At 44.3% G+C, this 16792-nt stretch carries 13 protein-coding genes; 2 read left to right on the top strand and 11 right to left on the bottom strand.

The window, feature by feature from the left end; genetic code table 11:
• Positions 1-75 precede the first annotated feature (75 nt).
• Positions 76-1911, bottom strand: a complete 1836-nt coding sequence (uvrC, locus tag QZ998_RS09405; protein ID WP_296559994.1) for an excinuclease ABC subunit UvrC — start codon at positions 1909-1911, stop codon at positions 76-78.
• Positions 1912-2031: 120 nt separating this feature from the next.
• Here uvrC and QZ998_RS09400 point away from each other — a divergent pair, with 120 nt between their 5' ends.
• Complete coding sequence (locus tag QZ998_RS09400) at positions 2032-2280, top strand: hypothetical protein (RefSeq protein ID WP_296559993.1); 249 nt, start codon at positions 2032-2034, stop codon at positions 2278-2280.
• A gap of 311 nt (positions 2281-2591) precedes the next feature.
• On the top strand, positions 2592-2792 hold the full coding sequence (locus QZ998_RS09395) for a cold-shock protein (protein ID WP_014356887.1): 201 nt from the start codon (positions 2592-2594) through the stop codon (positions 2790-2792).
• A gap of 93 nt (positions 2793-2885) precedes the next feature.
• Here QZ998_RS09395 and QZ998_RS09390 read toward each other — a convergent pair whose 3' ends face one another.
• The 10 genes from QZ998_RS09390 to QZ998_RS09345 all read right to left on the bottom strand — a co-directional run bounded on the left by QZ998_RS09390 (position 2886) and on the right by QZ998_RS09345 (position 16583).
• Positions 2886-3056, bottom strand: a complete 171-nt coding sequence (locus QZ998_RS09390; protein ID WP_296559986.1) for a FeoB-associated Cys-rich membrane protein — start codon at positions 3054-3056, stop codon at positions 2886-2888.
• A 48-nt stretch (positions 3057-3104) separates the two neighbouring features.
• Positions 3105-5132, bottom strand: coding sequence for a ferrous iron transport protein B (gene feoB, locus QZ998_RS09385; protein WP_296559984.1), 2028 nt, complete (start codon positions 5130-5132; stop codon positions 3105-3107).
• Between the two features lie 104 nt (positions 5133-5236).
• Positions 5237-5461 (bottom strand): ferrous iron transport protein A, encoded by a 225-nt coding sequence (locus tag QZ998_RS09380; protein ID WP_026395981.1) that lies wholly within the window; start codon positions 5459-5461, stop codon positions 5237-5239.
• A 224-nt stretch (positions 5462-5685) separates the two neighbouring features.
• Positions 5686-8493 carry an excinuclease ABC subunit UvrA gene (gene uvrA, locus QZ998_RS09375; protein WP_296559979.1) on the bottom strand — a complete coding sequence of 936 codons (2808 nt, stop codon included), beginning with the start codon at positions 8491-8493 and terminating at the stop codon, positions 5686-5688.
• 123 nt (positions 8494-8616) lie between these two features.
• Positions 8617-10593 (bottom strand): excinuclease ABC subunit UvrB, encoded by a 1977-nt coding sequence (gene uvrB, locus QZ998_RS09370; RefSeq protein WP_296559978.1) that lies wholly within the window; start codon positions 10591-10593, stop codon positions 8617-8619.
• A gap of 252 nt (positions 10594-10845) precedes the next feature.
• Positions 10846-12045 (bottom strand): S41 family peptidase, encoded by a 1200-nt coding sequence (locus QZ998_RS09365; RefSeq protein WP_296559976.1) that lies wholly within the window; start codon positions 12043-12045, stop codon positions 10846-10848.
• Between the two features lie 101 nt (positions 12046-12146).
• Complete coding sequence (locus QZ998_RS09360) at positions 12147-13316, bottom strand: M23 family metallopeptidase (RefSeq protein ID WP_296559975.1); 1170 nt, start codon at positions 13314-13316, stop codon at positions 12147-12149.
• 36 nt (positions 13317-13352) lie between these two features.
• Positions 13353-14294 (bottom strand): permease-like cell division protein FtsX, encoded by a 942-nt coding sequence (ftsX, locus tag QZ998_RS09355; RefSeq protein ID WP_296559973.1) that lies wholly within the window; start codon positions 14292-14294, stop codon positions 13353-13355.
• Positions 14260-14949 carry a cell division ATP-binding protein FtsE gene (gene ftsE / locus QZ998_RS09350; protein ID WP_111887678.1) on the bottom strand — a complete coding sequence of 230 codons (690 nt, stop codon included), beginning with the start codon at positions 14947-14949 and terminating at the stop codon, positions 14260-14262. Before ftsE ends, ftsX begins: the two co-directional genes overlap by 35 nt.
• A 404-nt stretch (positions 14950-15353) precedes the next feature.
• Positions 15354-16583, bottom strand: a complete 1230-nt coding sequence (locus QZ998_RS09345) for a M23 family metallopeptidase (RefSeq protein ID WP_296559968.1) — start codon at positions 16581-16583, stop codon at positions 15354-15356.
• Positions 16584-16792: the final 209 nt, after the last annotated feature.

The following is a 16792-nucleotide window of genomic DNA, read 5'->3' as shown; positions in this document are numbered from 1 at the left end:
TCTTTTCATTGATTTACTGCTAATTAATCTACTCAAGTTATTCTACCTCAAAGCTTCCATTGATAAAAGTTTTTTTCATGTCTTGTTACGAAAATATTCAAACACCGCCTGGGCTGTTTTCACCTGCATCCCAGGGACTGACTGCAGTTCTGCGATGGTGGCTTTTTTTATTTTATCCACCTGTCCAAAATGGGCCATTAAGGCTTCCCGGCGTTTTTTGCCGACCCCGGGAATTTCTTCCAATTGCGAGACCAGCATTTCTTTTTTTCTTAAAATTTGGTGGTATCCCAGCGTATAGCGGTGAACCTCTTCAGAGATTTCATACAGAAAGACCCCCAGCGGGCTGGCTTTTTTGATCGGGTATTCGGTGCCCTGGTGGAAAATCCCGCGGAGCCGGTGGCGGTCATCTTTCACCAATCCGCACACTGCAATATCAACCGGATATAAGGAAACAATGCTCTCCACCGCATTCACATGCCCGCTGCCACCATCGATCATCATGATTTCCGGTAAGGGTAGAAAATTATTCCCCTCCGGGCTTTTCATCGCCCGCTCCAAGCGTCTGAAGATCATTTCCTGCATGCTGGCGTAATCGTTCTGGCCTTCGACCGACTTAATCTTAAAGCGGCGGCAAGCCTTCCGATTCAGTTTACCCTCATCGAAAACCACCATGCCGCCAACGTTATTGGTGCCGCTGATATTGGAAATATCGTAGCCCTCAATGCGATTAGGCCTTTGGGTCATTCCTAATAACTCCTGAAGTCCGTCCAAGCGACTTTTGGAGCGGATTTCTTTTTCTCTTTTCTCCAATAATTGCTGTTTTAAGGCCAGATCCGCATTGTCCGCGACCATTTCCAGCATTTTTATTTTTTGCCCCCGCTTTGGCGAGTGGATCTCAATTTTTTTGCCAGCCAGGTCGCCCAACCATGCTTCAATCACCCTTTGATCATCCAGTGGTTCTTTTAAAATAATTTCCCGGGGAATAAACCCGCAACTGGCATAATACTGTTTGACAAAACTTTCCTGCACTTCTCTGGGGCTGACATCGCCAATCTCTTCAAGGAAGAAATGATCGCGCCCCATCAGCTTACCATCGCGGACATGAAATACCTGGACACAAGCCAAGACGTCAGCTTCGGCATAACCGATAAAGTCCTGATCCTGTTTGGTGGTCGAGCTAATTTTCTGTTTTTCAATGATATGCTGAATGCCAGCCATTTGATCCCGATATTTAGCGGCTTCTTCATAATTCTGATTGATCGCGGCGGCGGTCATTTTTTTGTCTAAATCTTTAAGCAGATCGGGATGCCGGCCATTTAGAATATCCAAAACGGAAGTAATATCTTTGGCATATTTTTCTTTGGAGACATTGCCCTGACAGGGCGCCTGACACTGGCCAATATGATAGTTGAGACAAGGGCGGCCGGTTTTCTTACCATAGACAACCTGACGGTTGCAGGTTTTTAGGGGATAAATCTTCAAAATCGCTTCTATGGTATTTTTTACCGCATAGGAACTGGTAAAAGGGCCAAAATATTTAGCCCCATCTTTTTTGTATTCCCGGGTCATCAGCAGCCGCGGGTATTCTTCCTGGACGGTCAGCCGTATCCAGGGATAGCTTTTATCATCCTTAAGCAAAATATTATAGCGGGGATGATGGGTCTTAATCAGATTACATTCTAAAATCAGGGCTTCCATTTCTGAATCGGTGACGATTGTCTCGATCGTTTCGATATGCGATACCAAAACCACTGTTTTTGATGTGAGCTGACTGGCACTATGGAAATATTGCCGCACCCGATTGCGCAGATTAATCGCCTTGCCGACGTAGATTATCTCGCCATTTTTATTTTTCATGATGTAAACCCCAGTGTTTTGGGGCAGATCTTTTAGTTTTTCTTTATCATACATAATGGTCAACCTTAAAAAAATATTTTTTTTAGTTTTTTCTGTTTATTCCCTGCTGAATTTTGGTATAATAACAATACTTTTTTAAACATCAGAATCATTATACAGAAAGGAAGTGTTACCATGTTTGAAAAAATAATCGTAGATGGTCACAACACCCTGATTTCTTTCGGTAATTTCGAAGTGAAGATTGTTCCGAAAATTTATGGTGGATTTACTCTGACAAAATCAATCAAAGACAACCCCTTTAAAATCATCGAAATACGTGAGATAAGACTTCCACTTTCGGAAAAAGAAGTCTTAAAAGAAGCAAAAGATCTGTTAAAAAGAAAATATGAGTCGATTGACTTTAACAGTTATTGTACCACATAAATCTTGAGTCCAGCTTTTTTTGATCCATCTTAACCAATACCCATCAAGATGGATCAATTTAGGTTTTGGCTAGATAGGCTTTTTTTTTAAATTCCAAGCGCGGATAGCAGTTTCTTATTCTTAAACAACTCCAGTCTTTGAGAAACCATTTGACTTAAACCGTTACCGGGTGTATAATGAAATAGAATTAAAGTGTATTTATTGATTTCACATATTTTTGCAAGTCATTTTTACGTTTAGATGATTTGCAAAAATATGTGTTTTTTGTTTTTGCATCACGATTTATTAATAATATTTAGGAGGTACCTAAAATGAATAATGGTACAGTGAAATGGTTTAACGAGGAAAAAGGATTTGGTTTTATTTCAGTAGATGGCGGCGAAGATGTATTTGTACATTTCTCAGCAATTATTGCTGATGGTCGTAAAAACCTTGTTGAAGGACAACGCGTAACTTTTGATACCGAAAAAACCGATCGTGGCTTACAGGCTACCAACGTTTTTATTGCATAATTAAGTCTTTTTTAAAGCCCCACCAGCAAAGCTGGTGGGGCTTTTTTAGCTAAACTACCCGTACCGACCAATGACCGAGGGGTCAGACCCTTATCAATCCTCATCTTCTTTGGGTGGCTCAGTTTTTAAGTGGCAGCCCGGGCAGTTGTCGCTGCCTTTGCAACCTTCACAGGAAAAGTCGCCTGATTTCATTTTTTTGATTTTCTTAAAGATTATATAAGCTGCCGCACCTAAAATTAATGCTGCCAGAATCCAGGTAATCATTTTTGTGCCTTCTTTCTTTCTAATTCATCAAATATCATGAATTGAATGCTAAACAAAAACGCGACTGCCGACTTGATAAATGACAAAGGCGACGCCATAGGCCAGGCCAAGTTGGTAGGCCAGGGCGAAGCTAAAATCACGCCAGTTTCCCAATTCTTTTTTCATCGTCGCGATGGCTGCCATACAGGGTGAAGCTAATAGGATAAAGATGACAAAGCTATAGGCTGATACCGGGGTAAAAACCTGACTGATGGCAAGGGTGAAACTGCCATCCTGTCCCGAAAGCAGTACACTCATGGTACTGATGATCATTTCTTTGGCAGTAATACCAGTTAGCAATGCCACCGAAGCGATCCAATTGCCAAACCCGAGAGGGACAAAAATTGGGGCAATGATTTTGCCAAACATAGCTAAAATACTTTCATCTGGCGTTTGGGTCATTTGAAAACTGAGATCATAACTTTGCAAGAACCACAGTACCACCGAGGCAGCAAAAATAATCGTTCCCGCCCGGACAATAAACTCTTTGATCCGTTGCCATACCTGGGTGGCGGTATTTTTAAGCTTTGGTAAACGCAGCGGCGGGATCTCCAGCAGATAACCAGAATCCGCACCCTTGAACCAGGTTTTTGAAAGCACAAATCCGGAGCCAAAAACCACGGTTAAACTGACCAGATAGAGTGAGAAAACCAATACCGTCTGATACTGGGCAAAAAACACTGAAGCCATCAAGACATAGATCGGCATCTTGGCACCGCAGGAAATAAAGGGTGTCAATACCGCCGTCAGCTTCCGTTCCCGTTCGTTTTCGAGGGTGCGGGTCGCCATGATCCCAGGAACTGAACATCCCAATCCGACTACCATCGGGATAAAGGATTTTCCCGATAAGCCAAAATGTCTAAAAATCCGATCCATAATAAAGGCAACTCTGGCCATGTAGCCACTGTCTTCTAAAATGGAGATGAATATAAAGAGCACTACCAATTGGGGGATAAAGGTTAGTACCGCGCCAACCCCGGTAATAATGCCGTCATTGATCAGGGCAATGATCCAACCGGCCGCACCGAGGCTGCCGAGACTCATTTCAACCGCAACCATCAGCACATCATTGATAAACCACTCGATCCCACCAATGGTAATCTCCCCGACCAGGGTAATTGAAACATAATAAATAACAAACATAAAGAAAAAGAAGATTGGCAGTGCCGCATACCGGTTCATCAGCACCTTATCCAGTTTTTCCTGAAATTGGATGGCGTTATTCTTTGTCTTTTTGGTCGCCCTGGTGATCCCTTCAGTAATAAAGCGATATCGATAATCGGCAATGGCGCTGTCGACATCATGTTGGGCTATCGCTTCGATTTTTTTTCTGGCAAGATCGATGTCTTGCAGTAAATCGATGTTTTCATAAATTTTCAACAATACTTCTTCATCTTTTTCGATCAGTTTAATGGCTCGGAAAAGATGGGGATAATTTGGCAAGACTTCCGGATACTTGTTGGCGATGAGATTGTCAAATTCATTGAATACACTCATTATTTCGGGGGCAAATATTGGTGGAAAGTTCTTTAGTTTTTTGATATCCAGAGTTTTTTCAACCAATTTGATCAGCTCGTCAATGCCCGTTTCTTTCTGAGCGGATATTTCAATAAAGGGATAACCGAAGATTTTTTCCATCTCCTCGACATCAATTTCGACTCCGGTTTTTTTAACCACATCCATCATGTTCAAAGCTCCAACCATTGGACAGTTAAGTTCCATCAGCTGGGTACTTAAATAGAGATTTCTTTCAATATTGGAGGCGTCGATAATATTAATGATCAAATCCGGCCGCTCATCCAACAAAAAATTCCGGGAGACAATTTCATCCATCGAATAAGGCGCCAATGAATAAATTCCCGGCAGATCCACCAGTGTAATATCTTTTTTGGTGTTTCGCAAATTTCCTTCTTTTTTTTCAACGGTTACGCCCGGCCAATTCCCAACGTAAAGGTTACTGCCGGTAAGACAATTAAAAAGGGTGGTCTTTCCCGAGTTGGGATTTCCCGCCAATGCTATCTTATATTTCATTTCCATTCCATTCCTCATTTCCCTTGATGCCTGACTATCTACTGATTATATGACTGCACATTATAAGCATCTAAACAAGGAAACCACCTATACAGGTGGTTTCTGTTCTATTACTGAACCATTAAAATATTCTCAGCATCTTTTTTGCGAAGGCTAAGCGAATATCCCCTTAAGCGAACTTCGATGGGATCCCCAAATGGAGCTGTTTTATTAACTTGAATCTCTACACCTGGTGTTACACCCATATCCATGAGTTTACGTCGCATTAAGCCTTCTACGGCGATAGAGCCAACACAGGCTTTTTGACCTGGTCTTAAATCTTTCAAAGTAAACATAAGCACACCTTCTATTCTATGGTTTAAATTCATAAATCGGATCTCTGATCATTTGTTAATTGAGCCATCCTTATTTTGTTAGCTTTATTATACTCTAATTGAAATCCATTGTCAATTAGAGACTGAAACTTTTTGCGTAATTAAGCTTAATTTAAACGTATCTAAAAAGAAAGCTGGACTCAGCTTTCTTGAGGTTGTCGGTACTGGGTTATCTTTTTTATAAATTAGGGTAAGATTTTCTTTAGATACTGGCCGGTGTAGGATTCGGGGACCTGGGCGATTTCTTCGGGGGTTCCGATGGCGATGATGGTACCACCGCCGTCGCCGCCTTCTGGGCCGAGGTCGATGATGTGGTCGGCTACCTTGATCATATCCAACTGGTGCTCAATCACCACCACAGTGCTGCCGCTATCGGCCAGCCGCTGGATTACGGTGATCAACTGATGGACATCGGCGATGTGCAGACCGGTAGTTGGTTCATCGAGCACATAGAGGGTTTTGCCGGTATTGCGTTTGCTTAATTCAGTGGCCAGTTTAACCCGCTGGGCTTCCCCGCCTGAGAGCTGGGTCGAGGGCTGGCCGAGTCGCACATAACTGAGGCCGACATCGTATACGGTTTGAAGCTTTTCTTTTATTCGTGGAATATTGCCGAAAAAGTCCAGCGCTTCCTCGACCGTCATATCCAGCACATCAGCGATGTTTTTGCCCTTGTATTTGACTTCCAGGGTTTCGCGATTATAGCGTTTGCCGCCACAGACCTCACAGGGCACATAGACGTCCGGCAAAAAATGCATCTCAATTTTGATGATCCCGTCACCGCTACATTTTTCACAGCGGCCACCTTTAACATTAAAACTAAACCGACCTTTTAGGTAGCCTCTGGCCTTGGCTTCGGGGGTTTTGGCAAAAAGGTCGCGGATTAGGTCAAACACTCCGGTATAGGTAGCCGGATTGGAGCGGGGAGTTCGGCCAATTGGCGACTGATCGATATCAATCACCTTGTCAATAAATTCATCCCCCGCGATGCTGGTATATTTGCCCGGTTTTTTGAGGCTGCGATAAAGCTTCTGGGAAATCCCCTTATAGAGAATTTCATTAATCAGGGTACTTTTTCCCGATCCTGAGACCCCGGTTACGCAGACAAATTTTCCCAGCGGAATATCGACATCGAGATTTTTTAAGTTATTTTCGCAGGCGCCGACAATTTTAATCACCTCGCCGCTGCCATCCCGGCGTTTTTCAGGGATCGGGATAAAGCGCCGGCCACTGAAATACTGACCGGTGACCGATTCCGGAACCGCGATAATGTCTTCCAGACTGCCCTGGGCGACGATTTGACCGCCGTGAAGGCCAGGTCCAGGGCCGATGTCGACAATATAGTCGGCGGCTTCCATGGTTTCGGCATCGTGTTCGACGACAATCAGTGAATTCCCCAAATCGGTTAAGCGCCGCAGCGTTTCCAGCAGTTTCTGGTTATCGCGCTGATGAAGGCCAATACTCGGTTCATCTAAAACATACAGGACTCCCACCAGACCGGAGCCAATCTGGGTAGCTAAGCGGATCCGTTGGGACTCGCCACCGGACAAGGAGCCAGCACTCCGCGACAGGGTTAGATACTCCAAACCGACGTTTTTGAGAAAATTCAGGCGAGCCTCAATTTCTCTGAAAATCGATTCGCCGATGATCAGCTCGCGATCGGTCATTTTTTGGCTTTTAAAAAACACGATCAGTTGACCGATCGACATGTCAGTGATTTCAATGATGTTCCGATCATGAATGGTGACCGCCAGACTGATCGGATTGAGCCGCTTACCATGACAGGTGGGACAGGGCGTTTCTGACATATAGCGCTCAATCAGTGTCCGCATCCGCTCGGAGGTGGTTTCAAGATAGCGCCGTTCCATATTTTTGATCAAGCCCTCAAAGGTCGAGCTATAGGTGCCCGAAAACTTGCCTTCGTAGGCAATTTCGAGCACCTCATCACTGCCGTATAAGAGGGCCTGCAAAAAAGCCTCGCTGGCATTTTCCAGCGGTGTTTCAATTGAAAATTGATGCTTTTCGGCCAGTGCCTTGATTAGATTATAATAGTATTTGGAATCACTTTTTAAGCCAAAAAATTTAATCGCCCCATCTGAAATCGATAAACTTTTATCTGGGATCAGCAGATCCGGGTCGACTTCCTGATGAAAGCCCAAACCATGACAATCCGGACACATACCAAAGGGATTATTAAAGGAAAAGGTCCGTGGCTCCAGGGCATCCATGGCAATGCCACACTCGGCACAGGCCAGTTTTTCACTGAAAAGCTGGGCTTGACCACCAATCACATCACAGATCACCAAGCCACCGGAAAGCTTCAGGGCAATTTCCAGCGAATCAGACAGTCGTTTTCCCAGGTTATCCTTGGCTACCAGCCGATCGACGACCACTTCGATACTATGCTTCTTATTTTTATCAAGATTGATTTCATCGCTGACTTCCATGGCTTGACCATCGACAATGATCCGGACGAAGCCTTCTTTTTTGATATGATCAAGGGTTTTTTTATGTTGTCCCTTTTCTTTCCGGACAACCGGGGCCAGAATCTGAAACTTTGTTTTTTCCGGCAGCGCCATGATCCGATCAACGATCTGATCGACCGACTGGGATTCCACCACCTTGCCACATTTGGGGCAATGGGGAATCCCAATTCGAGCGTAGAGCAGCCGCAGGTAATCATAGATTTCAGTTACGGTGCCGACGGTCGAGCGGGGGTTACGGTTGGTCGTTTTCTGGTCAATCGATATCGCTGGCGACAAACCGTCAATGCTCTCCACATTGGGTTTCTGAGATTGCCCCAGAAACTGCCTAGCATAGGAAGAAAGCGACTCCATATAGCGACGCTGTCCTTCGGCGTAAATGGTATCAAAGGCCAGTGATGACTTGCCCGAGCCACTGAGCCCGGTAAAAACGACCAGCTGATCGCGGGGGATTTTCAAGTTAATGTTTTTTAAATTGTGCTCTTTGGCACCTTTTATTTCGATGTATTTCATTGTGCTCCTTATATCGGTTACGATCGATAATCCGATATTAAGAAGCAAGTTCTGCTTGCTTCTTAATATCGTATAACAATGGTTTGCGGGCGGGTAATACCCGCCCCTACTGATTAACAATGCTTATCTGCGGTAGTTTTTAAGATGATGGACTTCGTCTCGTAGTTTGGCAGCCCGTTCAAATTCGAGGGCTTCGGCGGCAGCCAGCATTTCTAGTTCCAGTTCTTTGATTTTAATATCAATATCGACCGCTTGGTCGCCAATCGCATAGGGCGCCGTCGCTTCAGCCACCTTGGTCGCTTCGATAATTGATCGAATATCTTTTTTTACCGAGCTGGGGGTAATCTGATGGGCGACATTATGGGCGGTTTGAATGGCGCGGCGGCGGTTGGTTTCGCCAATCGCCCGCTCCATCGAGGGGGTGATCTTATCGGCATACATAATCACGTGGCCTTCGAGGTTACGGGCAGCCCGGCCAACGGTTTGAATCAGTGACGTCTCAGACCTCAGGAAGCCTTCCTTATCAGCATCTAAAATCGCCACCAGACCAACCTCCGGCAGGTCAAGTCCTTCCCGGAGCAGGTTGATGCCGACCAGCACATCGAAGGTACCCAATCGTAAATCGCGCAGAATTTTCATCCGTTCGATGGTATCGACATCGGAATGGAGGTAATTGACCAGGATGCCGTTTTCTTTTAGATAATCGGTAAGATCCTCGGCCATCTTCTTTGTTAGGGTGGTTACCAGGACCCGATTTCCCTTGTCGGTGGTCAATTTTATTTCCCCCAACAGGTCGTCAATCTGACCGGCCACCGGACGTACCGTGATTTCGGGATCAATCAGGCCCGTCGGTCGGATAATCAGCTCGACGGTATTCTGGCTGTGCTCTTTTTCGTATTTGCTGGGCGTTGCCGTGGTAAAGACAATCTGATTAATCTTGCCTTCAAATTCAGAAAAATTAAGCGGCCGGTTATCATAGGCTGAAGGCAGCCGGAAACCATAGTCGACCAGATTGCTCTTGCGCGCCTTATCGCCGGCAAACATGCCACCAATCTGGGGGATCGAGACGTGCGATTCATCGGCAATAATTAGAAAATCCTTGGGAAAATAGTCAATTAGGGTATAGGGCGGTGATCCTGGCGGTAAGCCGTTAATGTAGCGGGTGTAGTTCTCAATCCCGTTGCAATAGCCCATCTCACGGAGCATTTCAATATCATAATTGGTGCGCTGAAGAATCCTCTGCGCTTCGACCAGGCGGTTGTTTTCGGTATATTCGTCGTAACGCTGCCGCAGTTCCTGCTGGATTCCTGCAATCGCCCGTTCCAGGTTTTCCGGGGTGGTGGTATGGTGGGAGGCTGGGAAGATTGAGACATGGTTGAGCTCGCCATAGATCTCCCCGGTTAAGGTATCAATCTCTGTGATCCGTTCAATTTCGTCGCCGAAGAATTCCAGGCGAATGGCCTTATTTGATGAGGCCGAGGGGAATATCTCCAGGATATCGCCTCTGACCCGAAAGTTGTTCCGCTCAAAGGCAATATCGTTGCGGGTGAACTGGATATCGACCAGTTTTCGGATAATCGTATCGCGGTCTTTATCCATTCCCGGACGCAGCGATAGCATCATATTCTCGTAATCAAAGGGACTACCCAACCCATAAATGCAGGATACGCTGGCAACCACAATCACATCCCGGCGTTCAAACAGGGCGGCGGTGGCGGAGTGCCGCAATTTATCTATTTCATCGTTGATCGATGAGTCTTTTTCAATAAACAGGTCCGAGTGAGGCACATAAGCTTCAGGCTGATAATAATCATAATAGCTGACAAAATACTCGACCGCATTGTCCGGAAAAAAACTCCGAAATTCATTGGTCAGCTGCGCCGCCAGGGTCTTATTATGGGCAATCACAAGGGTTGGTTTTTGAACCGACTCGATCACCTTGGCCATGGTATAGGTTTTTCCAGACCCGGTTACTCCTAATAAGGTTTGGTAGCGCAAACCATCCTTGATTCCCTTTGAAATCTTTTTAATCGCCGCTCCCTGATCGCCCTTGGGTTCGTATTCCGAGACAACCTTAAATGGATGCTTCATTTCCTTCATCAGCGTCCTCCAATCATTATGATGAACATTCGTTCTAATATTCTACCATAGCTTTTTTTTAATGGCAAATGATAATCCTTCTGCTTTAATAAAATCTTAATTTTTATATAGAATTGAAAAAGCATACCATAATGGCATGCTCTCATCTGTCAAAGAAGTAACCGAATTACCGACAATGACCTAGGGGTCAGACCCTTATTATATCATGTTGTGACCTAGGAGTCGGTAGGGTAGTTCACGACATCCTTAAAATCAATTGCTTGTGCTGAGTACTTCCAGGGCTTTTTGCAGTTGCACATCTTCTTGATCGGTGAATAAATTGTTCATCATAAATTCAGTGGCTTCGATGACAATATTTGGCTCCAGTCCTTTTTCGTGGATACTATTGCCATTGGGCGTAAAATATTCAGAGTTTGTTACCTTAAAGCCGCCACCATCGGTGAGGCTGATTATTTCTTGAACGATACCCTTACCGAAGGTCTTGGTTCCGACCAGTTGGGCGACTCCAGTATCTTGGAGGGCGCCAGCCAGGATTTCTGCTGAGCTGGCCGTTCCGCCATCGACCAGGGCGACCATCGGTAGGTTGAGCTGTTCTTCACCATCCGATGCGTATTCCGTCTTCTTGTCATTTTTGTCAACCGTATAAACAACCACGGTTTGTCCCAGTATCCGGTCGGCAATTTCGACCGCTTCTCTGACGCCACCGCCGGGGTTGCTGCGCAAATCGATGACCAGTCCGGTAATATTTTGAGCCAGCAGCTCACTCAGCTGGGTCTCGAAATCATCGGCGGTTTTGTCGGTGAACTCACTGATTTGAATATAGCCCTTATCGCCGATCACCCGCGATTCCACTGTTTTTGCTTCAATTGTTTTTCGAACTAGCTCCATTTCGATGATTTCCTCACCTCTGGCAATGGTGATGTTGACAATCGTATCGGCTGGCCCCTTCACTTTTGAGACAACGGCATCTGAGCCCAAGGTACTGACATCCTCGCCATCTACCTTGATAATCTTATCGCCAGTTTTTATCCCGGCGGCTTCTGCCGGGGTGCCTTTCTGGGGTGCAATCACATAGGTATAGCCCTGTTCGTCTTCAGTGACCACCACCCCAATCCCTTCATAGATCCCGGTCGCCATTTCCATGTATTTGCTGAATTCGGCAGAGGTAAAATAAGTGCTATAGGGATCACCCAGGCTATCAAACATCCCTTTGATGGCGCCGTCAATCAGGGTGGTGTTGTCGACGTCCTGGTAATATTCTGAGGCGATCTGTTCTTTCAGTACCAGGAGCTTTTTTATACCGGCTGCTGTTTCGCTGCTGTCAACTGTGACAATCAGCTTGTTCCCAAGGAGCATATTACTCGTTATTGCTACTGTAAAGGTGATCATATTTGTGATAATCAGCACCGCGATGATCACGATAAGCTTTCTTTTCTTGGTTTTATTTTCCATTGGTTCACCTGATCCTAAATTTATTTTCTGACTAAAAAAACAGGAGAAAAGAATCATGATTCTTTTCTCCTGTTCTTTAATTATATTCTACAATGTTTCGCTTAAAAGTATCCTAAAGGATCTACAAATGATCCTCCTGAAAGAACCCCGAAATGCAAATGGGCACCGGTGGAATCTCCGGTTGAACCAACATAACCAACCACATCGCCTTTATTGACGGTTTGTCCTGACGACACTGCAAATCCGCTCATATGAGCATACATGGCTTGAAGGCCATTACCTAAATCGACGATCACACAATTTCCATAGCCGCCATTCCAACCGGCTGAGATAATTGATCCATTACCCATGGCCAGAATTGGGGTTCCTGAAGGTGCCCCCATATCGACCCCATAATGGGTTCGATAATCACCCCAGATCGGGTGAAGTCGGGTACCGAAGTAATCATCTGATGCGCTTGGATAATAACCCGGGGTTGGCCATTGGTAGGTACCGTTCGATGGTACAAAACTAGTGCTTCCGCCCGTGGTTGAACCGCCAGAGGCTGCTGCCTGAGCCGCCATCATTTGCCGTACCTGTGATTCAATACTGGCTGCATTGGCAGCTTCAGCCGCAACAATTGCCTGATACTCAGCCACAATGGCCTGATTTTGGGCTAATAAACTATCTTTTTGGGCTTTGATTTCCTGTTGCTGGGATAATGCTGTCTCTTGTTCGGCTTTTTTAGAGATCGTCAGCAGACGATCAGCTTCAATTTTCGCCTTTTTTTCATCGATGATTTTTTTCGTTTCGGCTAAAGCATCCAGTGATCCCTTATCGGACTCAATAATATAGCGGGACATATCAACCTTGGTGACAAAATCGGCAAAGTCACTGGAAGTAAATAAAAACTCCAGCATACTACCATTTCCGTACATGTACATGGTGCGCACACGCTCATTCATGGATTCTTCCTGTTCTTTTCGTTTGGCTTCGGCAATATCTAATTCCTGCTGAGTTTTAGCAATATTGGCTTCCAATGTAGCAATTTCAGCATTAATTGTATCAATAACGCCACTGATGCGGCTCATTTCTTCATTGGCCTTACCAATTTCGGTCTCAATTCCGGCAATGGTATTTTGGGTCATATCAATTTGATACTGAGCGGCTGCTTGTTTTTCATTGCTTTCCGCTAGTTGTTCTTGCAACGATGCTGCATTGACTGGCGATACTAAAATCCCCAATGTCACAAAGACACCCACAATGCCTGAAATTATTCGTTTTTTTGTCATCCGACAAACCTCCTGTTTTTGATCAAGTCTAATCATTTATACATCCAAGAATTTGCGAATCGCAAATATACTACCAACTGCGCCAATAAATCCTCCGTAAATCAGGAAGAAGAATAGCAATTGTCCCATTACTGTATCTGGAGAAGCCAAGGTGGCATCGACCGGCAGAAAAAGATTTCCACCAACTAAACCCAATATATAATAGTAGGTAATCCGGATAATCAGGAATGCCACGATTGCGCCCATTAAACCAAGCATCGTACCTTCCAAAATAAAAGGTGCCCGGATATAGGAGTTAGTTGCCCCGACATATTTCATAATGCCAATTTCGCGACGTCTTGCAAAGACGGTTAACTTAATGGTATTGTAAATAATAAAGATCGAAATCATCGACAGCACTGCCAGCACCACGATACTCAAGGTATTCGTAAATTTATTAAAGCTTACCAGCGCTTCAACATACTCCTGTCCGTAGCGGACATATTCAACCCCATTACCACGAAAAGACATTGCCAGATTTTGAACCTCGTCCATATCTTCAGGATCGGTTACCCGGACAACAAAGGATGCTGGCATCGGGTTGTTCTCGGAATTGTAACCACTGAGCAACGGCGCGTAATCTTCTAGACTAACCGTGAATTTTTCTAATGCTTCCTCAGCACTTTCAAAGGTGACACTTTCAATTAAACTGCTTTTTTCAAGCGCCTGTTGAATCGTTTTTCCCTGGGTATCGGTAAAATCGGACTGCAGAAATATCTTCAACTCCAGTTTTGATTCGACATCCTTGGTGACTTCCTGAACATTAATGGTTAAAATCAGAAAAATCCCCAGGATAATTAAAGCAGCGATAACCGACAGTACCGAGGCGACACTCATCAGGTTGTTTCGCTCGATACTTTTCAGGGTATCACGAACAACATTTTTGGGCATTGTTTTTATGGAACTAAACTTCATAGCCGTACCTGCCTGTCGCATCATCTACCTTAAGCACACCATCTTCTAGTGTCAAAACCCGTTTTTTCATGGTATCAACAATTTCCCGGTCATGAGTTACCACCAGGATTGTCGTTCCGCGTCGGTTGATTTCTTCTAAGATGCTAATAATTTCATAGGACGTTTCGGGATCAAGGTTACCGGTCGGCTCATCACAAATCAAAATCGACGGATTATTAATGATCGCCCGGGCAATAACCACCCGCTGTTGTTCTCCCCCCGATAACTCGTGGGGATAATGGTTCATGCGATGTGATAAACCAACCATATCGAGAGCCAAGGGTACTCGCTTTTGGATCTGTTTTTCAGACTTTCCAATTATTTCCATGGCATAGGCGACATTTTCATAAACACTTTTGTTTTCAAGTAGCCGAAAATCCTGAAATACGATTCCCATTTTTCGTCTTAAGAAAGGAATCTCTTTTTTTGATAATTTAGAGACATTAAAATTATTAATGTAAACTGACCCTTCGGTCGCTTCAATTTCTCTTAAAAGAAGCTTAATAAACGTCGATTTACCCGCACCGCTTCTGCCGACCAGAAAAACAAATTCGCCCTTATCAATAAAGAGACTGACATTTTTAAGGGCATCACTCTTGTTTTTATCGTAACCCTTGGTTACATTTTTAAATTCTATCATATTTAGCCACTCCTGAATTACTTAACGTTACTTATTGCTTTGAAAGGGTATTCTAACACGCACTGACCTATTTTCTTCTTAAACGTTTATTGATCAGTTAAGATACTATTAATTAAATCGACTTAGGAATAGCATCGTCTTTTCGTAGATAGGTCAGCTTTTTAAGCTGCTGAGCATTCCTCATTTATCACTAAATTTATTCTAGCACACTTTTAGGATTAATTCATTAAAAAAATGAATTTTTTGTAACAAATGTATCCGAATTGTTTAATTTCATCTTTTTTGTGGTTATATCCCACCGCCTAGATGACGCACTGATGTTTTGAGACAAAATAAAAGAGAAAAGACTGTTAGCTTACGAATCTTTTCTCTACTTATTTTAATTGACAAGAATTAAGAAAATCTTAGATATAGGGACTGATTGGTGAACCATATAGTCGTACTTCATAATGAAGATGGGCTCCGGTTGAGTCGCCAGTGCTACCAACTGCACCAATACTCTGACCCGCCGAGACGGTTTCGCCTGACGAGACATACATTGCACTTAAATGGGCATAGACTACGGATAAACCATTGCCAATATCAACAATGACACAATTTCCATAACCGCCGTTCCAACCGGCTGAGATCACTGTTCCGTTACCAGCAACGGCTACTGGGGTACCGGTTGATGCGCCGATATCGATGCCGGCATGGAATCGCGAACCGCCCCAAATGGGATGGATCCGCCAACCAAATTCACTGGTAATCGGTCCGTTGACAGGCCAGACATAAGAGCTGGAATATTCTGGGGCTGCTGTTGATCCGCCACCACCGCCTGAGCTAGGCGTGTCTCCACCACCACCTGAGTTGTCAGCGCCGCCGCTATTCTGAGCCGCTGCTTGTTCAGCTGCGGCCTGTTCGGCAGCAGCACGTTGCTGTTCATAATAGGCTTGTAATTGGCCTTCAATATCAGCTGAGGTTGCTGCTTCAGCCTCTTCGATGGCCTTATACTCGTTTAGTGCCGCTTGATTTTGAGCCAGCAATTGATCTTTTTGAGCTAAGACGTCTTCCTGCTGGGTTAAAACAATTTCTTGTTCGGTTTTTTTCTCAACTGTTTTTAATCGATCTGCCTCAATGCTTAGTTTTTTCTCATCGATTACTTTTTTAGTTTCATCCAGCGCATTCAGGGAACCCTTATCGGCTGTCATGATGTAACGGGACATATCCACTTTCGTGATAAAATCCGAAAAATCCGAAGCTGAGAAAATAAACTCCATGATGCTGCCATTGCCATACATATACATGGCTCGAACCCGATCACTCATGGCTTCTTCCTGCTCCAGTTTTTTTGCCTCTGCTATTTTCAGTTCTTCCTGTTTTTTAGCAATATTGCTTTCGATGACAGCTAGTTCGGCATTGATGGCACTGACAATCCCACTGATTCGACTAACCTCTTCATTCACCTTACTGATTTCTTCTTCAATTCCATTGATGGTGTTCTGAGTCATATCAACTTGATATTTTGCCGCTGCTTGTCGAGCATTACTTTCAGCCAATTGCTCGGTTAATGAAGCCGCATTAACGGGTGCTGTTAAAAATGCCAAAACCAGGGAACCAGTAACGATTCCTGATACTATTTTATGTTTTTTCATTTTTCCCCTTTCCCACAATCTTAATTGTGACCCTGTCTATTTGTTGTTACGTTTGCTTTAAATTTAATTGTTTTTGTAACGGTTGTATTATACCATATTCGCGTTTCAATTAAAACAAAAACAATAAAATAACTTGAAAATATTTTGTATAAACCGAAGATACATGCGATATATCTTCGTTTCCAATCGAAAAAAGACATTCCAGAAGT

Origin of the sequence: uncultured Acetobacterium sp. (assembly GCF_927416815.1) — a bacterium.
Classification (GTDB): Bacteria; Bacillota; Clostridia; order Eubacteriales; family Eubacteriaceae; genus Acetobacterium.
Note: the sequence above shows the minus strand (reverse complement) of the source record. Positions and strands in the feature narration are given on the sequence as shown.

Excerpts from the sequence above, each read along its gene's own strand:
- uvrC (WP_296559994.1), bottom strand. The coding sequence starts at position 1,911 with ATGTATGATAAAGAAAAACTAAAAGATCTGCCCCAAAACACTGGGGTT.
- QZ998_RS09400 (WP_296559993.1), top strand. The coding sequence starts at position 2,032 with ATGTTTGAAAAAATAATCGTAGATGGTCACAACACCCTGATTTCTTTC.
- QZ998_RS09395 (WP_014356887.1), top strand. The coding sequence starts at position 2,592 with ATGAATAATGGTACAGTGAAATGGTTTAACGAGGAAAAAGGATTTGGT.
- QZ998_RS09390 (WP_296559986.1), bottom strand. The coding sequence starts at position 3,056 with ATGATTACCTGGATTCTGGCAGCATTAATTTTAGGTGCGGCAGCTTAT.
- feoB (WP_296559984.1), bottom strand. The coding sequence starts at position 5,132 with ATGGAAATGAAATATAAGATAGCATTGGCGGGAAATCCCAACTCGGGA.
- QZ998_RS09380 (WP_026395981.1), bottom strand. The coding sequence starts at position 5,461 with ATGTTTACTTTGAAAGATTTAAGACCAGGTCAAAAAGCCTGTGTTGGC.
- uvrA (WP_296559979.1), bottom strand. The coding sequence starts at position 8,493 with ATGAAATACATCGAAATAAAAGGTGCCAAAGAGCACAATTTAAAAAAC.
- uvrB (WP_296559978.1), bottom strand. The coding sequence starts at position 10,593 with ATGAAGGAAATGAAGCATCCATTTAAGGTTGTCTCGGAATACGAACCC.
- QZ998_RS09365 (WP_296559976.1), bottom strand. The coding sequence starts at position 12,045 with ATGGAAAATAAAACCAAGAAAAGAAAGCTTATCGTGATCATCGCGGTG.
- QZ998_RS09360 (WP_296559975.1), bottom strand. The coding sequence starts at position 13,316 with ATGACAAAAAAACGAATAATTTCAGGCATTGTGGGTGTCTTTGTGACA.
- ftsX (WP_296559973.1), bottom strand. The coding sequence starts at position 14,294 with ATGATGCGACAGGCAGGTACGGCTATGAAGTTTAGTTCCATAAAAACA.
- ftsE (WP_111887678.1), bottom strand. The coding sequence starts at position 14,949 with ATGATAGAATTTAAAAATGTAACCAAGGGTTACGATAAAAACAAGAGT.
- QZ998_RS09345 (WP_296559968.1), bottom strand. The coding sequence starts at position 16,583 with ATGAAAAAACATAAAATAGTATCAGGAATCGTTACTGGTTCCCTGGTT.